Raw genomic sequence first — 14,931 nt, 5'->3', positions numbered from 1 at the left:
AAAAACCAACTTCATCCTCTTTCCTCTATAAATTATTCTCTCTATCCTAACATAAGATCAACACGACCTAGTACCCAGGAATGCTGGGGAAGGGAAACCACCTGTCCAGTTGTTCTGTCGGGGGTCGTAGACCTAGACAAGTGGCGTGGGGTAGGAATACCCAACCGCGAGGTAAAGACTCCATCCCGCTGACGCCAAGGGAAGCCCGCGCTCTGTCCGTAGGACGAGCGCCGGGAGGATGTCACGAATGCTAGGGTCTGTAACAGAGGGGAGCTTGCTCAAGATCGACAGGGATCCTTGGCCAGCCGAGCCAGAGCCTCCAAATCAGCACCCACCACGCGGTTGAGAATCCATTCGGGATGTTGCTGGGCACCCATGCGTCGATAGAACTCTATCGCCGGCTGATTCCAATCCAAAACCATCCACTCCAGCCGCCCATATCCTTTGGCCACCGCCTCCTGAGCCACCCGCGCCAAGAGCGCTTTGCCAATGCCTCTGCCGCGAAACTCCGGCAACACGAACAGATCCTCAAGGTAAATCCCTGGTCGGGTCAGGAACGTGGAAAAATTGCGGAAGTAGAGGGCAAATCCCACCGCTTGCCCCTCCACTTCTGCCAACAACGCCGAGGCCAAAGCCTCTGGGCCAAACAAATAGTGGCGCAACAGATCAGCGGATCCCGTTACCAGGTGGCTCAGCTTCTCGTACTCGGCCAAGGCGCAGATGAGGTCAAACAAAACGGGCACATCTAAGGCGGTGGCAGGACGGATTTCCATACTTTTGCCTGGCTTCACAACCAATTCCTTGAATTTCCTGAGATACCGGCACGAGAACAGACCACAGTTTATTCTTGTTGTGGACAGAACGCCCAGGCAGCATCTTTTGGACGCGCAGCGTGGTGGGGGCAGCGGCAGGGGCCCAGAGGACTCACCGCACAAGGCAGGTAGGGTGACCGAGAAAAGTAACGGCAGAAGGGATCCCAGGCCGAGTCAGAAAAGAGAGTTGGCATGGCCCGGCGCTCGTCCCCGATTGAGAGGCGGCGGGATCCCCTCTTTTCCAGCAGAGGGATCAACTGAGCCCAGAACGTTAGCCCCAACCACAAGCCAACTCCCACTCAGCGCTTGCACAATTGCCCTCCCCCGTCGGCCAACAGCGTTGTCTTCCAACCAGAATCAGCCTCGGCCAGCCTGCTTGCCCAGGACTAGCGTGGCAGCCCGTTTTGGAGCTGTCCTTCCCTGCCGGCAAGAACCCGAGAAAAACCGATTAGAGTGAAATATGGACTGACCCGCTGAGCCTTCCGATTCCATGACCACCTCCACCCTTGATGCTGCTGCCATCCTTGAAGCGTTGCGCCCTGTTCAAGATCCGGAGCTGCGCCGCAGCCTGGTGGAACTGAACATGATCCGGGATATTCGCGTCGAGCCTGGGCGAGTGGCCTTTACCCTGGTGCTGACCACGCCGGCCTGCCCTTTGCGAGAATTCATTGTCGAGGAGTGCAAAGCTGCCATCCGCCAGCTGGCCCCCATCGAAGCCATTGATGTTACGGTAACGGCAGAAACCCCCCGTTCCCCTTCCCTGCCGAATCGCCAGTCCATCCCCGGTGTGCGCAACATCATCGCCATTTCCAGCGGCAAGGGGGGAGTGGGCAAAACTTCGGTGTCGGTAAATGTGGCCGTGGCGCTGGCCCAAAGTGGAGCGCGGGTGGGGCTGCTGGATGCCGATATTTACGGTCCCAATGTGCCGCTGATGCTGGGCCTGCAGGATCGGTCTCTGGTTGTGCAAAAACGGGAAGATGGCGGCGAAGACATCTTCCCCTTGGAAAATTACGGCGTCAAGATGGTGTCGATGGGCCTCTTGGTGGGACGGGATCAGCCGGTGATCTGGCGGGGGCCAATGTTAAACGGGGTGATCCGGCAATTCCTCTATCAGGTGCAGTGGGGAGAGTTGGACTACTTGGTTGTAGATATGCCCCCCGGCACCGGCGATGCTCAGTTGACCCTGGTTCAGGCAGTGCCGCTGGCAGGAGCTGTGATCGTCACCACGCCCCAATCGGTGGCCCTGCTGGACAGCCGCAAGGGCTTGAACATGTTTCGGCAGTTGGGGGTGCCCATCCTGGGCATTGTGGAAAACATGAGCTACTTCGTCCCGCCCGACCTGCCGGATCGCCAGTACGATATTTTCGGCTCAGAAGGGGGAGAGACCACGGCCCGCGAGCTGGGGATCCCTTTGCTGGGGCGGATCCCGCTGGAAATCGCCCTGCGCCAAGGGGGAGATATGGGTACGCCTATTGTCATCGGCCAACCTGAGTCGGCTTCAGCCCGGGCCTTGAAGCAGATTGCCAAAACCTTGGCAGGCCGTGTTTCGATGCTGGCTTTGGGGGCAGGCTAGAAGCGCTCGGCTTCCACCAACGAGACCCCGAAGCTGCGTCCCCCCACCACAATCCCCTCTTGGGCTTTACCGCGCACGGTCACTGTGCTGTTCATGGCCGGCAGCCCCTTGTCGGTGATGACCCAGAGGGAGCCGCTGTTGTCTTGGATCTCATACACGCCCTGGCCGAACACCCCTATCTGGTTCACCACGCGACCGCGGATATACACATTGGTGTAGCGGGAGGGATTTTGTTCGATCTGGGCGATGGGGGTTGTGCCGATGCCCAGACGCGCCAGTGGCCCACACCCGGCTAGGGCCAGGCTCAAACACAGCAAGAACACCAGGGATCCCTTGGGGAAAGGTAGGCCGAGTCGCTGTTTCATGGGTTGCTTCCATTACGAGCACCTGCTCCCACCATAGCAAGCCGGCAGCCGATCCACGGCCAAGTCAGAACTTCTCGCCAATGCCGAAGTGCAGTTGGCCTTGGCCGGCTCCGCCTTGCCCAACCGCGTAGTCGATGCGCAGCGGCCCCAAGGGAGATTGGATGCGAATGCCGACCCCCAGCCCCAAACCACTGCCCGGCTTGTTGCGCACCGCTGCGGGATTGCCGGCCACCGCAGCTCCACTGCCCAGATCAGTGCCGTAGTCGGCGAAAACCACGGCTCCCACCGGGTCAAAAAGGGGGAAACGCAACTCGGCGGTTGCGGTGGCAAAGCTGCGACCGGAACCGATACCCCCCTCGAAAAAGCCCCGCACCGAGTTGCCGCCACCAATGGCAAAAGCATCGTAGGGAGCCAAGTCGCCGATGGTCGTGCCTGCTCGCACATCAAAGGCCAATACCTGCGGTCGCTCGCTGCGGGTTTCAAACAGGTTGACGGGAATGAACTGGCTGTAGCCGGTCTCGAGGCGGTTGGCATTCAAGCCATTTTGAAACAGACGTACCGACTGTTCCGTGGAGATGCGAAAGACCGAGCCCTGGCTGGGGCTGTTGGGGTTGTCGCGGGTATCGTTGACGAGGCCAAACCGCAAGGTGGTGTAGCTGTCTTGGCCGCTCTCGCTGAAGGTAATCGGGTTGCCCAGCACATCGAAGCGCTGCTGCTCCCCGTTGCTGTTGCGAGCTTCTACAAATTGGATGCGGGTGCCCAAGCTGGCCCGCCAATTGCCCCCAATCGGGCGAGAGAAAGTCACCCCGCCACCAAGACGGTTGATGCGCACGGGATCCCCATTGGGCAGGGTGAATCCCTCATTGAAGACAAAGCTAGAACTTTGCTGGTTGGAGATGTTGACGTTGTAGGAGGTGGGGATCTCCAGCGTGGCAATCCGCGGGTCGGTGAAGTTTAAGTCGAAGAGGGTTTCGTTGGTGCCCACCTGCACGTTGAAGCTGGCACTTTGGTTGTTGCCGCCCAAGTTTTGTTCGGAGACGTTGAGGCCGGCGAAGACCCCTGTGGCGGAGCTGACGCCGATGGTGCCTCCCAAAGTGCCGGTGCGACGTTCTTCCACGTTCACCACCACCACCACCTTGTCGGGATCCTGGCCGGGGTTGAGCCCCACATTCACATCTTGAAACAGGTTGAGATTAAAAACCGCCTGCAGGTCTTCCTGGATTTGGTTGCGGTTAAACACATCCCCCGGCTTGGACTTCAACTCGCGGGTGATGATGAAGTCACGGGTTTTGGTGTTGCCCTGAACGCGAATATCCTCAATCACCCCCTCGGCAATTTCCAGGACGATGGTGCCATCTTCGGAGGAGCGCACATCCGTAACCTTGGCCAGCACGTAACCCTTATCGGCGTACCACTGCTCGATCTCGGCCACCGCCGATTGCAGCTTGCCAAAGTTGAGCACCTGCCCTTCCTGGTCGGCAAAGGCGGCCCGCAGCACTTCCGGATCCAGAACTTTCGCCCCTTCCGTGCGCACGGCTTTCAGGATTGGGTTGGGCTTGACCTCAAAGGTGACCCGCACCCCCAAAGGCGTATCGGAAGGCACTGCCCGCACATCGGCAAACAATCCGGTGGCAAACACGGCATTGATGTCTTCCCGCAACTGGGATCGGGTGGAAACCTCGCCGGCGCGGGTGCGGATGACGCTGTAAACCCGGTTGATCAGCTCCGGATCTTCAGTGCCCTCAACCACTACCTCCGCTACCAACACTTCTGGCTCGCCGGCAGTGGGGGGTGGGGTGGAGGAGGGCTGGGCGGGGGTGTCGCCACCGGTGCGCAGGTCGAGGGTGCCGGGCTGAGGAACCGATTGCGCCCAAGCCGGGGATCCCATCAGCAGAGCGCTACGGGACGCTTCAGCAAACGCAAAAGCGGTGCAGAGCACCATCCCGCGGGTGAGCGCTGAAGTTAGCCAAGGGCGAAGTTGCCTGGAACGATTCATGGGGATCCCTCGCACACCAAAAAGCAAGATTGCAAAGCCGGGCCAAGCTTGCGTTAAAACCCTCTGCCGCCCAGCAGCGGACAATTGCCCTGGATTATATCAATCCCCATCCACCCAGATCCGAGCGTGGCCGCGAACCGGATTGCGGACTTGGGTAGTCTGGAGTGCAAAAAGCAGCTTCTCCCTCTCAAGGCAGGCGCAGGGATCCCCTACAGCGCTGGCCGCAAGACCTCGGCTCGACTTCCTCGGCAGCTAGGTTGACTTGGGAGTTGAGGATGACGACGGTGATGGGAGCAGGAGTGGGAGGCAAAGAGCGGCTGCTCCTCCAGCCCCAACTGTCGGCGTACTGTTGTGGGGGAACGTTGGGCAGGATCAGGACGGTGTTTTGCAGGACGTTGCTTTGCAGGGTGGTGGCGTTGCCGTTCAGGATCGCCATCTGCTGGGTGTGGGAAGTCTGAGCCAGGACGGCTGGAGCAAACCCGAAGCCGAGCAGAGCTGCCACTCCGGGGAGGAGGAGTTGGGTGGACAACATCGAGGATTCTCCACAAGACGCCAGGATGCCGACACTTTAGCCTGCTTTGCCCTCCGCTGAGTTGCCGCAAAAAAAGCTACGTGATGGGGAGGGATCCCTGCTGGGGACGTACAGCCGCGCGGCCCAGGCCCACAAAAAAGCCTGCAGAGGGTACTCTGTGCAGGCCCGTCTTGCTCGTCTGGATTGTCTTGATGGAGCTCAGAAGGAGAAACCGACCCCCACTCAGGAGCCGCAGGGGAAAATCAGCTCTCCGGCTCAAACACCTTCAGATCCACCACCTTCCCCCCTTGGAAAGTCCAGTGGGCAAAGGTGCCGGCCACCTCCCCATTCTCATCGAAGTTGATGGATCCAGAGGCGCCGGTGTAGAAGATGTCTTCCCCTTTGCCGATCAGCTCCACAGCCTTGGCCCACTCTCCGGGCAGGATCTCGGTGCCGGGGGGATTGGCCACTTCCCGCAAAGCATCCCGAACAGCAGTGCCATCGGTGCTGCCGGCTTTCTGAATGGCCAGAGCCAGGACAAAAGCGGCATCGTAGGCGGTGTCGATGTAGGGGGTGGGGGGCAGCTCCCCGTAGGCGGCTTTGTAGGCTTCGGCAAAGATTTGGTAAGCCTTGCTATCGGTGAGGGCCTGAGGCGAAACGCCGATGGATCCCTCTAGCTTTTCGGCTCCCACCTGGGCTGCCACGTCGGGAGAGCGCATGCCATCGGTGAAGACAAAGCGGTCAAACAGCCCCTCTTCCAAAGCTTGCCGCAAAATGACCACACCGTTTTCGGGGTAGCCAATCAGCACCAATGCCTGGGGATCCCCTTCCTTCAGTTGGGTCAGCTCACTGCGATAGGAAGCCTTGCCGGGCTCGTAGGGAACCGACTTGGTGATGGTGCCGCCCCGCTTTTCAAAAGCCGTCTTAAAGCTGTCGGCCAGGCCCTGGCCATAGTCGTTATTGATGTAGATGATGGCCAGGCGCTCCAGCTTCTCTTCACGGGTGATCTGGGCCAGGGCTACCCCTTGATAGGCATCGGAAGGAACTGTGCGAAACAGAAAATCGTTGTCCTCCAGAGTGGTAATGGTAGGAGCGGTGGAAGCGGGGGAAATTTGCGGGATCCGATTGGGAACCGTGACCGTCGTGGCCACCGGAATGGTGATGCCACTGCCCAAGGCGCCGATGATGCCGGCCACCTTCTCCACGGTGACCAACCGTTGAGCTGCGTCGATAGCCGGCTGAGCCGACGTCTGGTCATCCGCTTCGACCACTTGGGCAGGGGATCCCAAAATGCCACCGGCGGCGTTGATTTGGTCAATCGCCAGCTTGATCCCTTTGAGGCAGTTTTCCCCGAAGGCCTGCAGATCCCCGGTGAGAGACATTAAAGCCCCAATTTTGACCGGCCCTTGAGTTGCCTGCTGAGCCGTGCTGGGCAGCAGAGTGGTGGCAAGAGCAGCCGCCGTCAGGGCAGCCGCCGCTGCAAAGGCCCGTCGGGTGAGTTTATTCATGCGAGACATAGCCGACAACCTCCTGTGAGGGAAGAGAAAGTAGAACTCAGATCCCAAAGGTCAAGTAAAGTCAAGTGTTGAGTCGTAGCAGTCAGACGTTGACTCACCTCAAAGCGTTCCCCACTTCCTCAAGAAAAGATGGCTCCAGAAAACAGGCGGGCCAGACTCAGGATCTCGCCCGTTCCTTGGCTGCGGCCTCCAGGGGCAGTTGTCCCCCTGGGGATCCGGGAAGGATAATGGGCAAACTCGGCAATGGGCTCATTATGGGCTCATTATATGTTTGAAATACTGAACTCATCGGTCGGCGGGGTTTTCCCAAGGCAGCGGCGTGATTGTTATCGACGACATCTCCAAGCGGTTTGGCGGCATTAGCGCGGTGGATCACTGTTCCTTCCGCATCGAAACCGGTCGGATTACGGGCTTGATCGGCCCGAATGGGGCAGGGAAGACCACGCTCTTTAACATCATCGCCGGGTTTATTCGGCCCAGCAGCGGGCGCATCTGGCTGGATGGGGAAGACATCACCGGCTTGCCCCCCCATCATCTGTTTCGTCGAGGGCTGGTGCGCACCTTTCAGATCCCGCGGGAGTTTGGCCGCATGACTGTCTTGGAGAACTTAATGGTGGTTCCCCCCAATCAGATAGGGGAAAACCTATTCGCCACTTGGTTCAGTTGGCGGCAGGTGCAACGACAAGAACGCAACCTGCAAGCTCGGGCGGAAGAGGTTCTGGAACGGCTGAACCTGATCCATCTGCGGGATCAACTGGCCGTCACCCTTTCCGGGGGGCAAAAAAAACTCTTGGAACTGGGACGTACCTTGATGACCGATGCACGGGTGATCCTGCTGGACGAGCCGGGGGCTGGCGTCAACCGCACTCTGCTGGCGGATTTGATGCGTTTTATCGAGTATCTCAACCGCGAGCGCGGCTGCACCTTCTGCATCATCGAGCACGATCTGGATCTGGTGACCCGTCTCTGCGACCATGTGGTGGTCATGGCTGCCGGCAAGGTTCTCACCCAGGGATCCATGGAGGAGATCAAACAAAACCCAGCCGTGCGGGAGGCCTATTTGGGATCTGTGGCACTGGCCGACTCCCTAAACCCACCCCAACCCTCCCCTCTGCCTTCGGAGGGATCCCTCTCATGACCCCTTTGCTGGACATCCAGGATCTCTACAGCGGCTACCGGGGGGTGGACATCCTCAAGGGGATCCACCTGAAGGTGAACCCTGGGCAAATGGTGGTGATCATCGGCCCCAATGGAGCCGGCAAATCGACGGTGCTGAAATCCTTATTTGGCTTGGCCACCATCCGCTCAGGCCGAGTGCTGTTTCAGGGATCCGACATCACCCACCTGCCCGCTGAGCAACTGGTGCGACGGGGAATCGGCTTTGTGCCCCAGACCAACAATGTCTTCCCTTCCCTCACCGTGCAAGAGAACCTGGAGATGGGGGCCTTCATCCGACGCGACAACCCTGCCGCCCAACTGGAGCGGGTTTATGAGCTGTTTCCACCCCTGAAAGAGAAACGACGCCAAGCGGCGGGATCCCTATCGGGTGGACAACGGCAGATGCTGGCCATAGGGCGAGCGTTGATGGTGGAGCCGCAGTTGTTGTTGCTGGATGAGCCGACCGCCGGCCTGTCGCCGCTGTATATAGAACAGACCTTCGCCCTCCTGCGAGAGATCAACCGTCTTGGCATCAGCATCCTCATGGTGGAGCAGAATGCCAAGCAGGCCCTGAAGATGGCGGACTGGGGCTATGTTTTGTCCACGGGAGAGAACCGCTTTGAGGATACCGGCCCCAACCTGCTGAGCAATCCTGAGGTGCTGGAGCTGTTCTTGGGTGGTTGAGGCCCTCACCCCCCTCCCCTTTCCCAGAAGGAGAGTCAAGCGGGACTGGCCATTTGCTGCTTGCGCAGTTGAGCTGCTTGGTTGAGAAGAGCCTCCACAAACGTCATCGCTTCTTGGGCAGAGTGACCGGCAGTGAGTTGGGCCAGTTCTTCGCGGCGTTCCCGTTCTCCCAAAAGCTCCACCCGCACAGAAGTTCGCTTTTGGTGCACCACCTTGTGAACCCGCAGGTGGTGATCCGCCAAGGCAGCGATCAGGGGTTGGTGGGTGACGCAGAGGATCTGGTGATCTCGGGCAATGCTGTGCAGCTTGGTGGCGATGGCTTGCGCCACTTTGCCCGACACGCCGGTATCGATCTCGTCGAAAACCATGGTGGCCACCGGATCGATGCGGCTGAATACGGCTTTCAAGGCCAGCAGAAAACGGCTCATCTCGCCGCCCGAGGCAATGCTGGCCAAAGGTTGAAGAGGCTCACCCGGGTTGGGGCTAATCCAAAAACTCACTTGATCCACCCCCTCTGCTGTCGGGGGGCCGGGTTGGATCTGCACCCGGAATTGCACTGCGCTCATCCCCAGCGGGCTGAGCTCTTCTATGAGGGCCTTTTCCAGTTGACGGGCCGCTTGTTGCCGCAGTTGAGAGAGCACCTGGCAATGGCGCTCCAGGTCTTGGGCAGCTTTGTCCAGCCGCACCTGCAATTCCTCTAGGTCGGTGTTGTCTCCTCGCAGTTGGGCCAACTCCGTCTGCACCCGCTCCGCATGGGCCATCACCTCAGCCAAGGTCGGGCCGTATTTGCGGCAGGCTTGTCTGAGTTGTGCCAGGCGCCGTTCAATTTTGTTCAACCGACCGGGATCCGCCTCCAGCGTCTCGCCGTAGCGAACCAGCTCCCGCCCCACCTCCTCCACCTGAATGAGAGCGCTGCTGACCATTTCCGCCAGAGGGGCTAGGTCGGGATCCCGCTGGGTCATGGCCTGGAGCAACCGTTCTACCTGGCCCAACAGGTCGGCGATGGCCGGTGAGCCACTATCGTTTTGGTAGAGCAGTTGGTGAGCTGCGTAGCTTTGCTGTTGCAGTTCCACGCGGTGGGCCAGGCGCTCCCGTTCCCGCTCCAGCTTGGCCATTTCGTCGGGATCCTCCAGGCGCAGGGCGGCCAGCTCTTGCGCTTGAAACTCCAGTAGGTCTAGCCGTTGCAGGCGCAGTTGTTGGCTTTGCCGGCGGGATTCCACCTCTGTTTTCAGTTGGTTCCAGGTTTGGTAAAGGGCAGCCACTTCTGCCCGTGTTCGCAACAGCTCTTCGCCGCCAAAATCGTCCAGCCAACGGCGCTGGGTTTGGGGAGATTGGATTTGAACGGTTTGCCCCTGGGCGGTGATCTCTACCAATTTGGCCCGCAGGCTGAGCATCTGGGCTTTGTTCACCAGCACCCCATTCACCCGCAGGCGACTGGTGAGCTTGCCGTTGCGCAACACCAGCTCGCGACTACAAACCAGGCCCTCCTCTAGGGGGTCGATGTGCTCTTGTTCTAGCCAGGCTTGCAGTTCAGGATTAGGACTGAAGATCGCTTCCACCAGACCTCGTTCGCTGCCAGTTCGCAGAGCCCGAGCTGTACCTCCTAGAGCTGCATCCAGCGCATCGAGGATGATGGATTTGCCGGCCCCGGTTTCTCCGGTGAGCACGTTCAGCCCCGCTCGAAAAGGGATCTCCAATTGCTCGATCAGGGCAAAGTTCTCGATCCGCAGCAGGCGCAACATAGGGATCCCGTGGGCTCAGCGTGCCGTTGGCAGTTTTCAGGATAGGGCTTGCGGGGTCGCTCTGTCCCACGTTAGCGTACTCACCATCCCTCGGCGGACGGGTACAGCGGCCAGCGGGGAGTCTGTTATTGCAGGGGTGGGGAGCACCACCCGTTCTGGTTTGGGGATCCCCTCGGGGAAATTGGCAGCCCGGCTCAGCCCACCAGGGGGTAGCGCTCCATCAGGTAGCAGAGGCAGTCTTGGCGGATGATGCGGCTGTTGAGGGTGAGCATGCCCGGCATGATGGGCACGCTGGTGCGAATTTCTCCATTGCAGGCATAGAAAAAGCGATCCGCCACATTTTGGCCCTGCTCGTCTTGCACCTCCAGGTGGAAGCCGTTGTTCGTCCAGCCAATAGGGGTGTGGGGGGGAAGCTCCCGAAAATTGAGGAGATCCAAATCCGGCGGGAAGCGGATGTGGGAGGGGGATCCCTCTTGGTTGCCATCCTCTTCCCCAAAGCTGAAGCTCACCTGATCCGGGATTTTGACAATGGCGACGCTGTGGAACAGGTCGATATCTTGGCGGAAGACAGGGCGCTGCGGGATCGCCGACAGGTGCAGGCAGGCTTCCAAGAATTCGTAGGCATGCTGGGTGCCGTGGGGTTGATCCGGCTTGCCACACTCCAGGGTCACCGCCGGGCAGAAGCGCCCGAAGGCCATGCTCTGCACCCCTTCTGGCTTGGTGAAATAGAGGACGGTGCGCCCAAACAAGGTGGCCAGGTGCAGGGTAGGGGCATCCAGGTGATTGACACAGGCGTAGTGGGGGTTGGTGCCCGTGTTGTTGTGGATATCGACACTGGCAAAAACGCCCCGCTGCTGCATTTGCTGAAGGACGGCCTGGGCCATGGCATGTTCGGGGGTGGAGCCGGAGCCCCAAATGCGGTTGTAGTCCGGTTGGCCATCTAGCCGCCGTTGCCGGTGGCGGGCAGCCTGCACGTTGCCAATGAAAAGGGAAAGAGAACGGGGCAATTCCCGCTGGGCGTGGTGGCGGAGGAGCTGCCGCACCGCCTGCCAACCGGTGGTTTCGTTGCCGTGCAGCAGGACGGACACAAACAGGGCGGGATCCCGTCGTCCCGGCAGATGGATGAGGGTTGGCCCACCCAATCGGTCGTAAAGCTGATGGGCCTCTAGATCCAGCAGTTGATCCGGTAGATGATCGAGAACGGTGAGCATACTGTTTGGGCTAAGAGGCTCGACTCAAACTTCTGGCTTCTGGCCTCTCTCCCTGGGGTAGGAGGGAGCAGAAGTCCAACGAAGTCCTTGGTCGCGAATGAACCGTTTCGCTGCGGTAGCTCGGGTCGCAACAAGGCCATCTGAGAGAGAGTTTGCCCACTCGAGATGCGGGCCAGGGATCCGTCCTGCCGCCGCGGTGGCCCACCGCTGGTACAACCGGCTGTGGAGAGAGCCCTAGCTGAGATCCCAGGTGTGTACCGGTTGGCCTTGCCGCTGCCGTTCCCAGTAGGCACAGGTCAATTGTTGCATATCTTTACCATGCCGAGCCACGTAGCGGCGCTGCCAGGTGGCCCCATTCTGCCCCGACTCCACCCGGGCGCGGAGAATGCCCAGATACTCCTGAATATCGGAGGGGGCCAGATCCAGTTGAACCAAACCCGCCTCTGCTTGGGGGATCAGCTCTTCCAGCAGCAATTGGCGCAGGGATCCCTGCCAACCCTTGAGCCAAGTGATGGGGGCCTCCAGACCCCAGCGGGCCGCCGTGTAGAAATTGGCGCGGCACTGGGCAAAGCTTAGCTCCTGCTCGGGGGAAACGGGCTGGGATCCCAAGGCTTGCACCAGACCAAAGTAGAAGGCCGCGTTGGCGATCATGTCGGGTAGGGTTGGGCCTGCCGCTGCCACCCGCTGTTCGATGCGCAAGTGGGGAACGGGATCCAAGCCGATGAGGGGTCGGTTCCAGCGCCAGATGGTGCCGTTGTGGAGGCGCAAATGGGCCAGCTCTGATGGGGAAGTGGCTAACCTTTGTGGCAATACCACCGGGTAGCGATGCAGGTTTTCCCAGAACAGCTCCATTAGGGATCCCTGTACATAGCCTTGCCCGAAGGTGACGCGGGGGCAGTGGGTGGGGGAGGGCGGGGGTGGCCCATCCAAAGCTTGCTCAAACAAAGGGATGCGGGTTTCTGCCCACAGATCGTGCCCGAACAGGTAGGGGGAATTGGCCGCCAGCGCCACCAAGGGGGCTGACACGAGCAGGGAAGCGTTGAAGTAACGGGCCGCCTGTTGGGGGGATACCTGCAGATGGATTTGAAAGGAGGTGGTCGCCGCCTCCAGCATGATGTCCGGGTGGGTAACCCGCAACCGCCCAGCCGGTCCTTCGATATCTAGCCCCAGGGAAGGGATCGCTTGGGATTGCTCGCGCCGGTGCAAGTTCAGGATTTGCTCATTGAGGGCCAGGTAACGCTTGCGGGGGGAGATCATCTCCAAGGTCAGTTGCTTTTGCTGCACCGTAGGCAAAATGCCGATCATCATCAACCCCGCCTGCAAGTGTTCGGCCACCCGGCAACAGCGATCCCACGTTTGGCCCAGCTCTTGCTGAAACTGCCGCAGAGCCGAGCCGACCAAAACTTGGGGCCGGCTGTTGATCTCCACGTTGAACTGGGCCAGTTCCGGCACCACCAGCGGATCGTTCACCGCTTCCAGGTAGGCTGAGTTGATCGGGGCCGGATCCCCCTGAGGGGTGACCAGCCACGCCTCCAGCTCAAACCCGCCCACCGGGGATCCCTGGGCAAAGGGCCGGCAGGCGGGATCCAGCCCCGGCGCACCGGCCAACCAGCGCTCGAGCAACTTCGTTTCTTGCTGGAGCCGAGCTGCAAACTGAGCAAAGTCTGCAGTACCAAAACGGAGGCAGGTGATCTCCTGGCCCATGGGAACAACTCCGCAGCTTTTGGGAATGAGGTTAATCGCTGTTGCCGGGATCTCGACACCCCTAGCTTTACTTAGCCCGCAGTGATGGATACATCTTCAATGCGCAGGGCGGGAAAGGCAGCCGTGCCGTTGAAAACCGTTACTTCCTGGGAAATGGCGGAGATATTGCGCAAACAATCGTAGAGATTGCCGGCAATGGTGGTCTCCAGGATGGGGCGTTTCTCGCCGCCTTTGACCAAGAAGCCCCCTTTCACCACCCCAGAAAAGTCACCGGTAATGGGGTTGCTGCTGCCGGAGAGGCGGGTGACGATAACTCCCCGATCCATCGCGTAGAGCTCGGACAGGGGGGTTGTCCCTGGGGCCACCCTCAGGCAAGCCGGCCCTACTCCCGGCAGGCTGCCTGCTCCCCCTGTGGCATGGCCGTTGGAGGGAACGCCAGCAGCGCGGGACTCGTAGCTGTTGTACATGAAGTTGCAGAGGATCCCTTCATGAATCAGGGGGGTAATCTGGCGCGGGATCCCTTCGCGGTCAAAGGGCTCAATGGGGTAGCCGGGCAGGCCCAGGCCTTCAGAAACCACGGTGAGCAACGGGCTGGCGATCCGGGATCCCATTTTTTGCGCCAAGGGGCTTTTGCCTTTGCGCACCGCATCCGCCCCCAGCACAAAGAGGAGATCCCCTAGAAACTCCTCCACCACATCTGGCGGCAGGACAATGGGGCCGCGGAAGCTCTCCCCCTCGCCAGCCCCCAGCGCGCCCACGCATTTCTGGACAAAGCGATCAAAAGCCCGCTCCAGCGCCGGCACCAGATCGGCCCGCTTCTGCACACTGTCGCCGTCGTAGGCAAAGCTGCCCACCTCGTCCCCATCAATGGCCATGCCAAAGAGGGATCCCCCCGCTTCCACGCTGTGATGGTTGGCGCGGATGCCGGTGGAAGAGGCGATAGCCAGGGTCTCTTCCTCAACGCTGAGGGAGCCGCTGTCGATGGTGATGCGAGGGTCTTTGGAGCGCACCCACTCCAGCAATTGGGATCCCAACTGGGTCAGGGTGGCGGCATCCAGTTCCAGCAGCCCCGGATCAAGGGCAAAGGGCACCTGGGGCAAAGGTTGGGGCTCCGGCAGCCCGTTGAGGGGATCCGCCGGCGAAGCCTTGGCCATGGTCACAGCCTCAGCAGCCGTCTCAGCTAACTCTTCCGGGCGGTTGGAGGTGGCAAAGCCCAGCCTGCCGCCACAGAAAACCCGAATGCCGAACAGGGTCTCGCTGCTGCTGCGGGCCAGGTTCAGGTCGTTTTTTTCAAACGTGACTTCCGTTTCCCGGCCTGAGTTGGCAAACACTTCTGCCTGGTCGGCTCCAGCGGCCAACGCCTTGTACACACCCTGTTCACAGAGATCCAGCAGGTTTTCCGGGGAAATGATGGAGCTGGGCATAGAAAGCGGGATAGCAAGAGGACAGTCCTATTATCGGCCATGGCTCAGAGCTACTTTTCCCTGACCCCCTGCCGTCTATGGAGTCCCAGCACCCACCCCTTCGTCCAACAACGTCACTCTGGTGCGCACCTTCCGGCCCGCTCCCCCTGGGCAACAATCAGCAGAGAGCATGACTCTAGTCAATAATAAGCTCAACTATACTGAAAATAATGTATAGTATGTTCAGTACGGATT

At 60.1% G+C, this 14,931-nt stretch carries 13 protein-coding genes; 3 read left to right on the top strand and 10 right to left on the bottom strand.

Features of this window, described 5'->3' with window-relative positions; all coding sequences use genetic code 11:
• Nucleotides 1-278 precede the first annotated feature (278 nt).
• Both NW840_RS05565 and NW840_RS05560 read right to left on the bottom strand, forming a co-directional pair.
• Complete coding sequence (locus NW840_RS05565) at nt 279-773, bottom strand: GNAT family N-acetyltransferase (protein WP_041436262.1); 495 nt, start codon at nt 771-773, stop codon at nt 279-281.
• A 68-nt stretch (nt 774-841) separates the two neighbouring features.
• Nucleotides 842-1,006 carry a DUF6464 family protein gene (locus tag NW840_RS05560; RefSeq protein WP_238376969.1) on the bottom strand — a complete coding sequence of 55 codons (165 nt, stop codon included), beginning with the start codon at nt 1,004-1,006 and terminating at the stop codon, nt 842-844.
• 296 nt (nt 1,007-1,302) lie between these two features.
• On the opposite strand from NW840_RS05560, the gene NW840_RS05555 reads away from it, so the two are divergent.
• Nucleotides 1,303-2,385 carry an Mrp/NBP35 family ATP-binding protein gene (locus NW840_RS05555; RefSeq protein ID WP_414342888.1) on the top strand — a complete coding sequence of 361 codons (1,083 nt, stop codon included), beginning with the start codon at nt 1,303-1,305 and terminating at the stop codon, nt 2,383-2,385.
• On the opposite strand, the gene NW840_RS05550 is transcribed toward NW840_RS05555, so the two are convergent.
• From NW840_RS05550 to NW840_RS05535, 4 genes are all read right to left on the bottom strand, one after another.
• The gene (locus NW840_RS05550; RefSeq protein WP_011432410.1) at nt 2,382-2,750 is read right to left on the bottom strand and encodes a hypothetical protein; all 369 of its coding nucleotides are present in this window, start codon (nt 2,748-2,750) and stop codon (nt 2,382-2,384) included. The two genes, NW840_RS05555 and NW840_RS05550, sit on opposite strands and share 4 nt — an antisense overlap.
• A gap of 64 nt (nt 2,751-2,814) precedes the next feature.
• Nucleotides 2,815-4,746, bottom strand: coding sequence for a BamA/TamA family outer membrane protein (locus NW840_RS05545; RefSeq protein ID WP_414342886.1), 1,932 nt, complete (start codon nt 4,744-4,746; stop codon nt 2,815-2,817).
• 187 nt (nt 4,747-4,933) lie between these two features.
• Nucleotides 4,934-5,278 (bottom strand): hypothetical protein, encoded by a 345-nt coding sequence (locus NW840_RS05540; protein ID WP_011432412.1) that lies wholly within the window; start codon nt 5,276-5,278, stop codon nt 4,934-4,936.
• A gap of 242 nt (nt 5,279-5,520) precedes the next feature.
• Nucleotides 5,521-6,774, bottom strand: coding sequence for an ABC transporter substrate-binding protein (locus NW840_RS05535; RefSeq protein WP_414342885.1), 1,254 nt, complete (start codon nt 6,772-6,774; stop codon nt 5,521-5,523).
• 319 nt (nt 6,775-7,093) lie between these two features.
• On the opposite strand from NW840_RS05535, the gene NW840_RS05530 reads away from it, so the two are divergent.
• On the top strand, nt 7,094-7,912 hold the full coding sequence (locus NW840_RS05530; RefSeq protein WP_414342883.1) for an ABC transporter ATP-binding protein: 819 nt from the start codon (nt 7,094-7,096) through the stop codon (nt 7,910-7,912).
• Complete coding sequence (locus NW840_RS05525) at nt 7,909-8,616, top strand: ABC transporter ATP-binding protein (RefSeq protein ID WP_414342882.1); 708 nt, start codon at nt 7,909-7,911, stop codon at nt 8,614-8,616. Before NW840_RS05530 ends, NW840_RS05525 begins: the two co-directional genes overlap by 4 nt.
• 35 nt (nt 8,617-8,651) lie before the next feature.
• Here NW840_RS05525 and recN read toward each other — a convergent pair whose 3' ends face one another.
• From recN to NW840_RS05505, 4 genes are all read right to left on the bottom strand, one after another.
• Complete coding sequence (recN, locus tag NW840_RS05520; protein WP_414342881.1) at nt 8,652-10,358, bottom strand: DNA repair protein RecN; 1,707 nt, start codon at nt 10,356-10,358, stop codon at nt 8,652-8,654.
• Between the two features lie 194 nt (nt 10,359-10,552).
• Entirely contained in the window at nt 10,553-11,569 is a 1,017-nt protein-coding gene (locus NW840_RS05515) for a M14 family metallopeptidase (protein WP_414342879.1), read from the bottom strand.
• A 234-nt stretch (nt 11,570-11,803) separates the two neighbouring features.
• The gene (locus NW840_RS05510) at nt 11,804-13,192 is read right to left on the bottom strand and encodes a glutamate-cysteine ligase family protein (protein ID WP_414342876.1); all 1,389 of its coding nucleotides are present in this window, start codon (nt 13,190-13,192) and stop codon (nt 11,804-11,806) included.
• A 152-nt stretch (nt 13,193-13,344) separates the two neighbouring features.
• Complete coding sequence (locus NW840_RS05505; protein WP_414342873.1) at nt 13,345-14,697, bottom strand: TldD/PmbA family protein; 1,353 nt, start codon at nt 14,695-14,697, stop codon at nt 13,345-13,347.
• Nucleotides 14,698-14,931 lie beyond the last annotated feature (234 nt).

Origin of the sequence: Synechococcus sp. R5-13, assembly GCF_047462015.1 — a bacterium.
Taxonomy (GTDB): domain Bacteria; phylum Cyanobacteriota; class Cyanobacteriia; order Thermostichales; family Thermostichaceae; genus Thermostichus.
The sequence above is the reverse complement of the archived record's forward strand: the minus strand, read 5'-3'. Positions and strand labels throughout refer to the sequence as shown.

Excerpts from the sequence above, each read along its gene's own strand:
- NW840_RS05540 (WP_011432412.1), bottom strand. The coding sequence starts at position 5,278 with ATGTTGTCCACCCAACTCCTCCTCCCCGGAGTGGCAGCTCTGCTCGGC.
- NW840_RS05525 (WP_414342882.1), top strand. The coding sequence starts at position 7,909 with ATGACCCCTTTGCTGGACATCCAGGATCTCTACAGCGGCTACCGGGGG.
- NW840_RS05535 (WP_414342885.1), bottom strand. The coding sequence starts at position 6,774 with ATGTCTCGCATGAATAAACTCACCCGACGGGCCTTTGCAGCGGCGGCT.
- NW840_RS05545 (WP_414342886.1), bottom strand. The coding sequence starts at position 4,746 with ATGAATCGTTCCAGGCAACTTCGCCCTTGGCTAACTTCAGCGCTCACC.
- NW840_RS05565 (WP_041436262.1), bottom strand. The coding sequence starts at position 773 with ATGGAAATCCGTCCTGCCACCGCCTTAGATGTGCCCGTTTTGTTTGAC.
- NW840_RS05560 (WP_238376969.1), bottom strand. The coding sequence starts at position 1,006 with ATGCCAACTCTCTTTTCTGACTCGGCCTGGGATCCCTTCTGCCGTTAC.
- NW840_RS05550 (WP_011432410.1), bottom strand. The coding sequence starts at position 2,750 with ATGAAACAGCGACTCGGCCTACCTTTCCCCAAGGGATCCCTGGTGTTC.
- NW840_RS05505 (WP_414342873.1), bottom strand. The coding sequence starts at position 14,697 with ATGCCCAGCTCCATCATTTCCCCGGAAAACCTGCTGGATCTCTGTGAA.
- recN (WP_414342881.1), bottom strand. The coding sequence starts at position 10,358 with ATGTTGCGCCTGCTGCGGATCGAGAACTTTGCCCTGATCGAGCAATTG.
- NW840_RS05515 (WP_414342879.1), bottom strand. The coding sequence starts at position 11,569 with ATGCTCACCGTTCTCGATCATCTACCGGATCAACTGCTGGATCTAGAG.
- NW840_RS05555 (WP_414342888.1), top strand. The coding sequence starts at position 1,303 with ATGACCACCTCCACCCTTGATGCTGCTGCCATCCTTGAAGCGTTGCGC.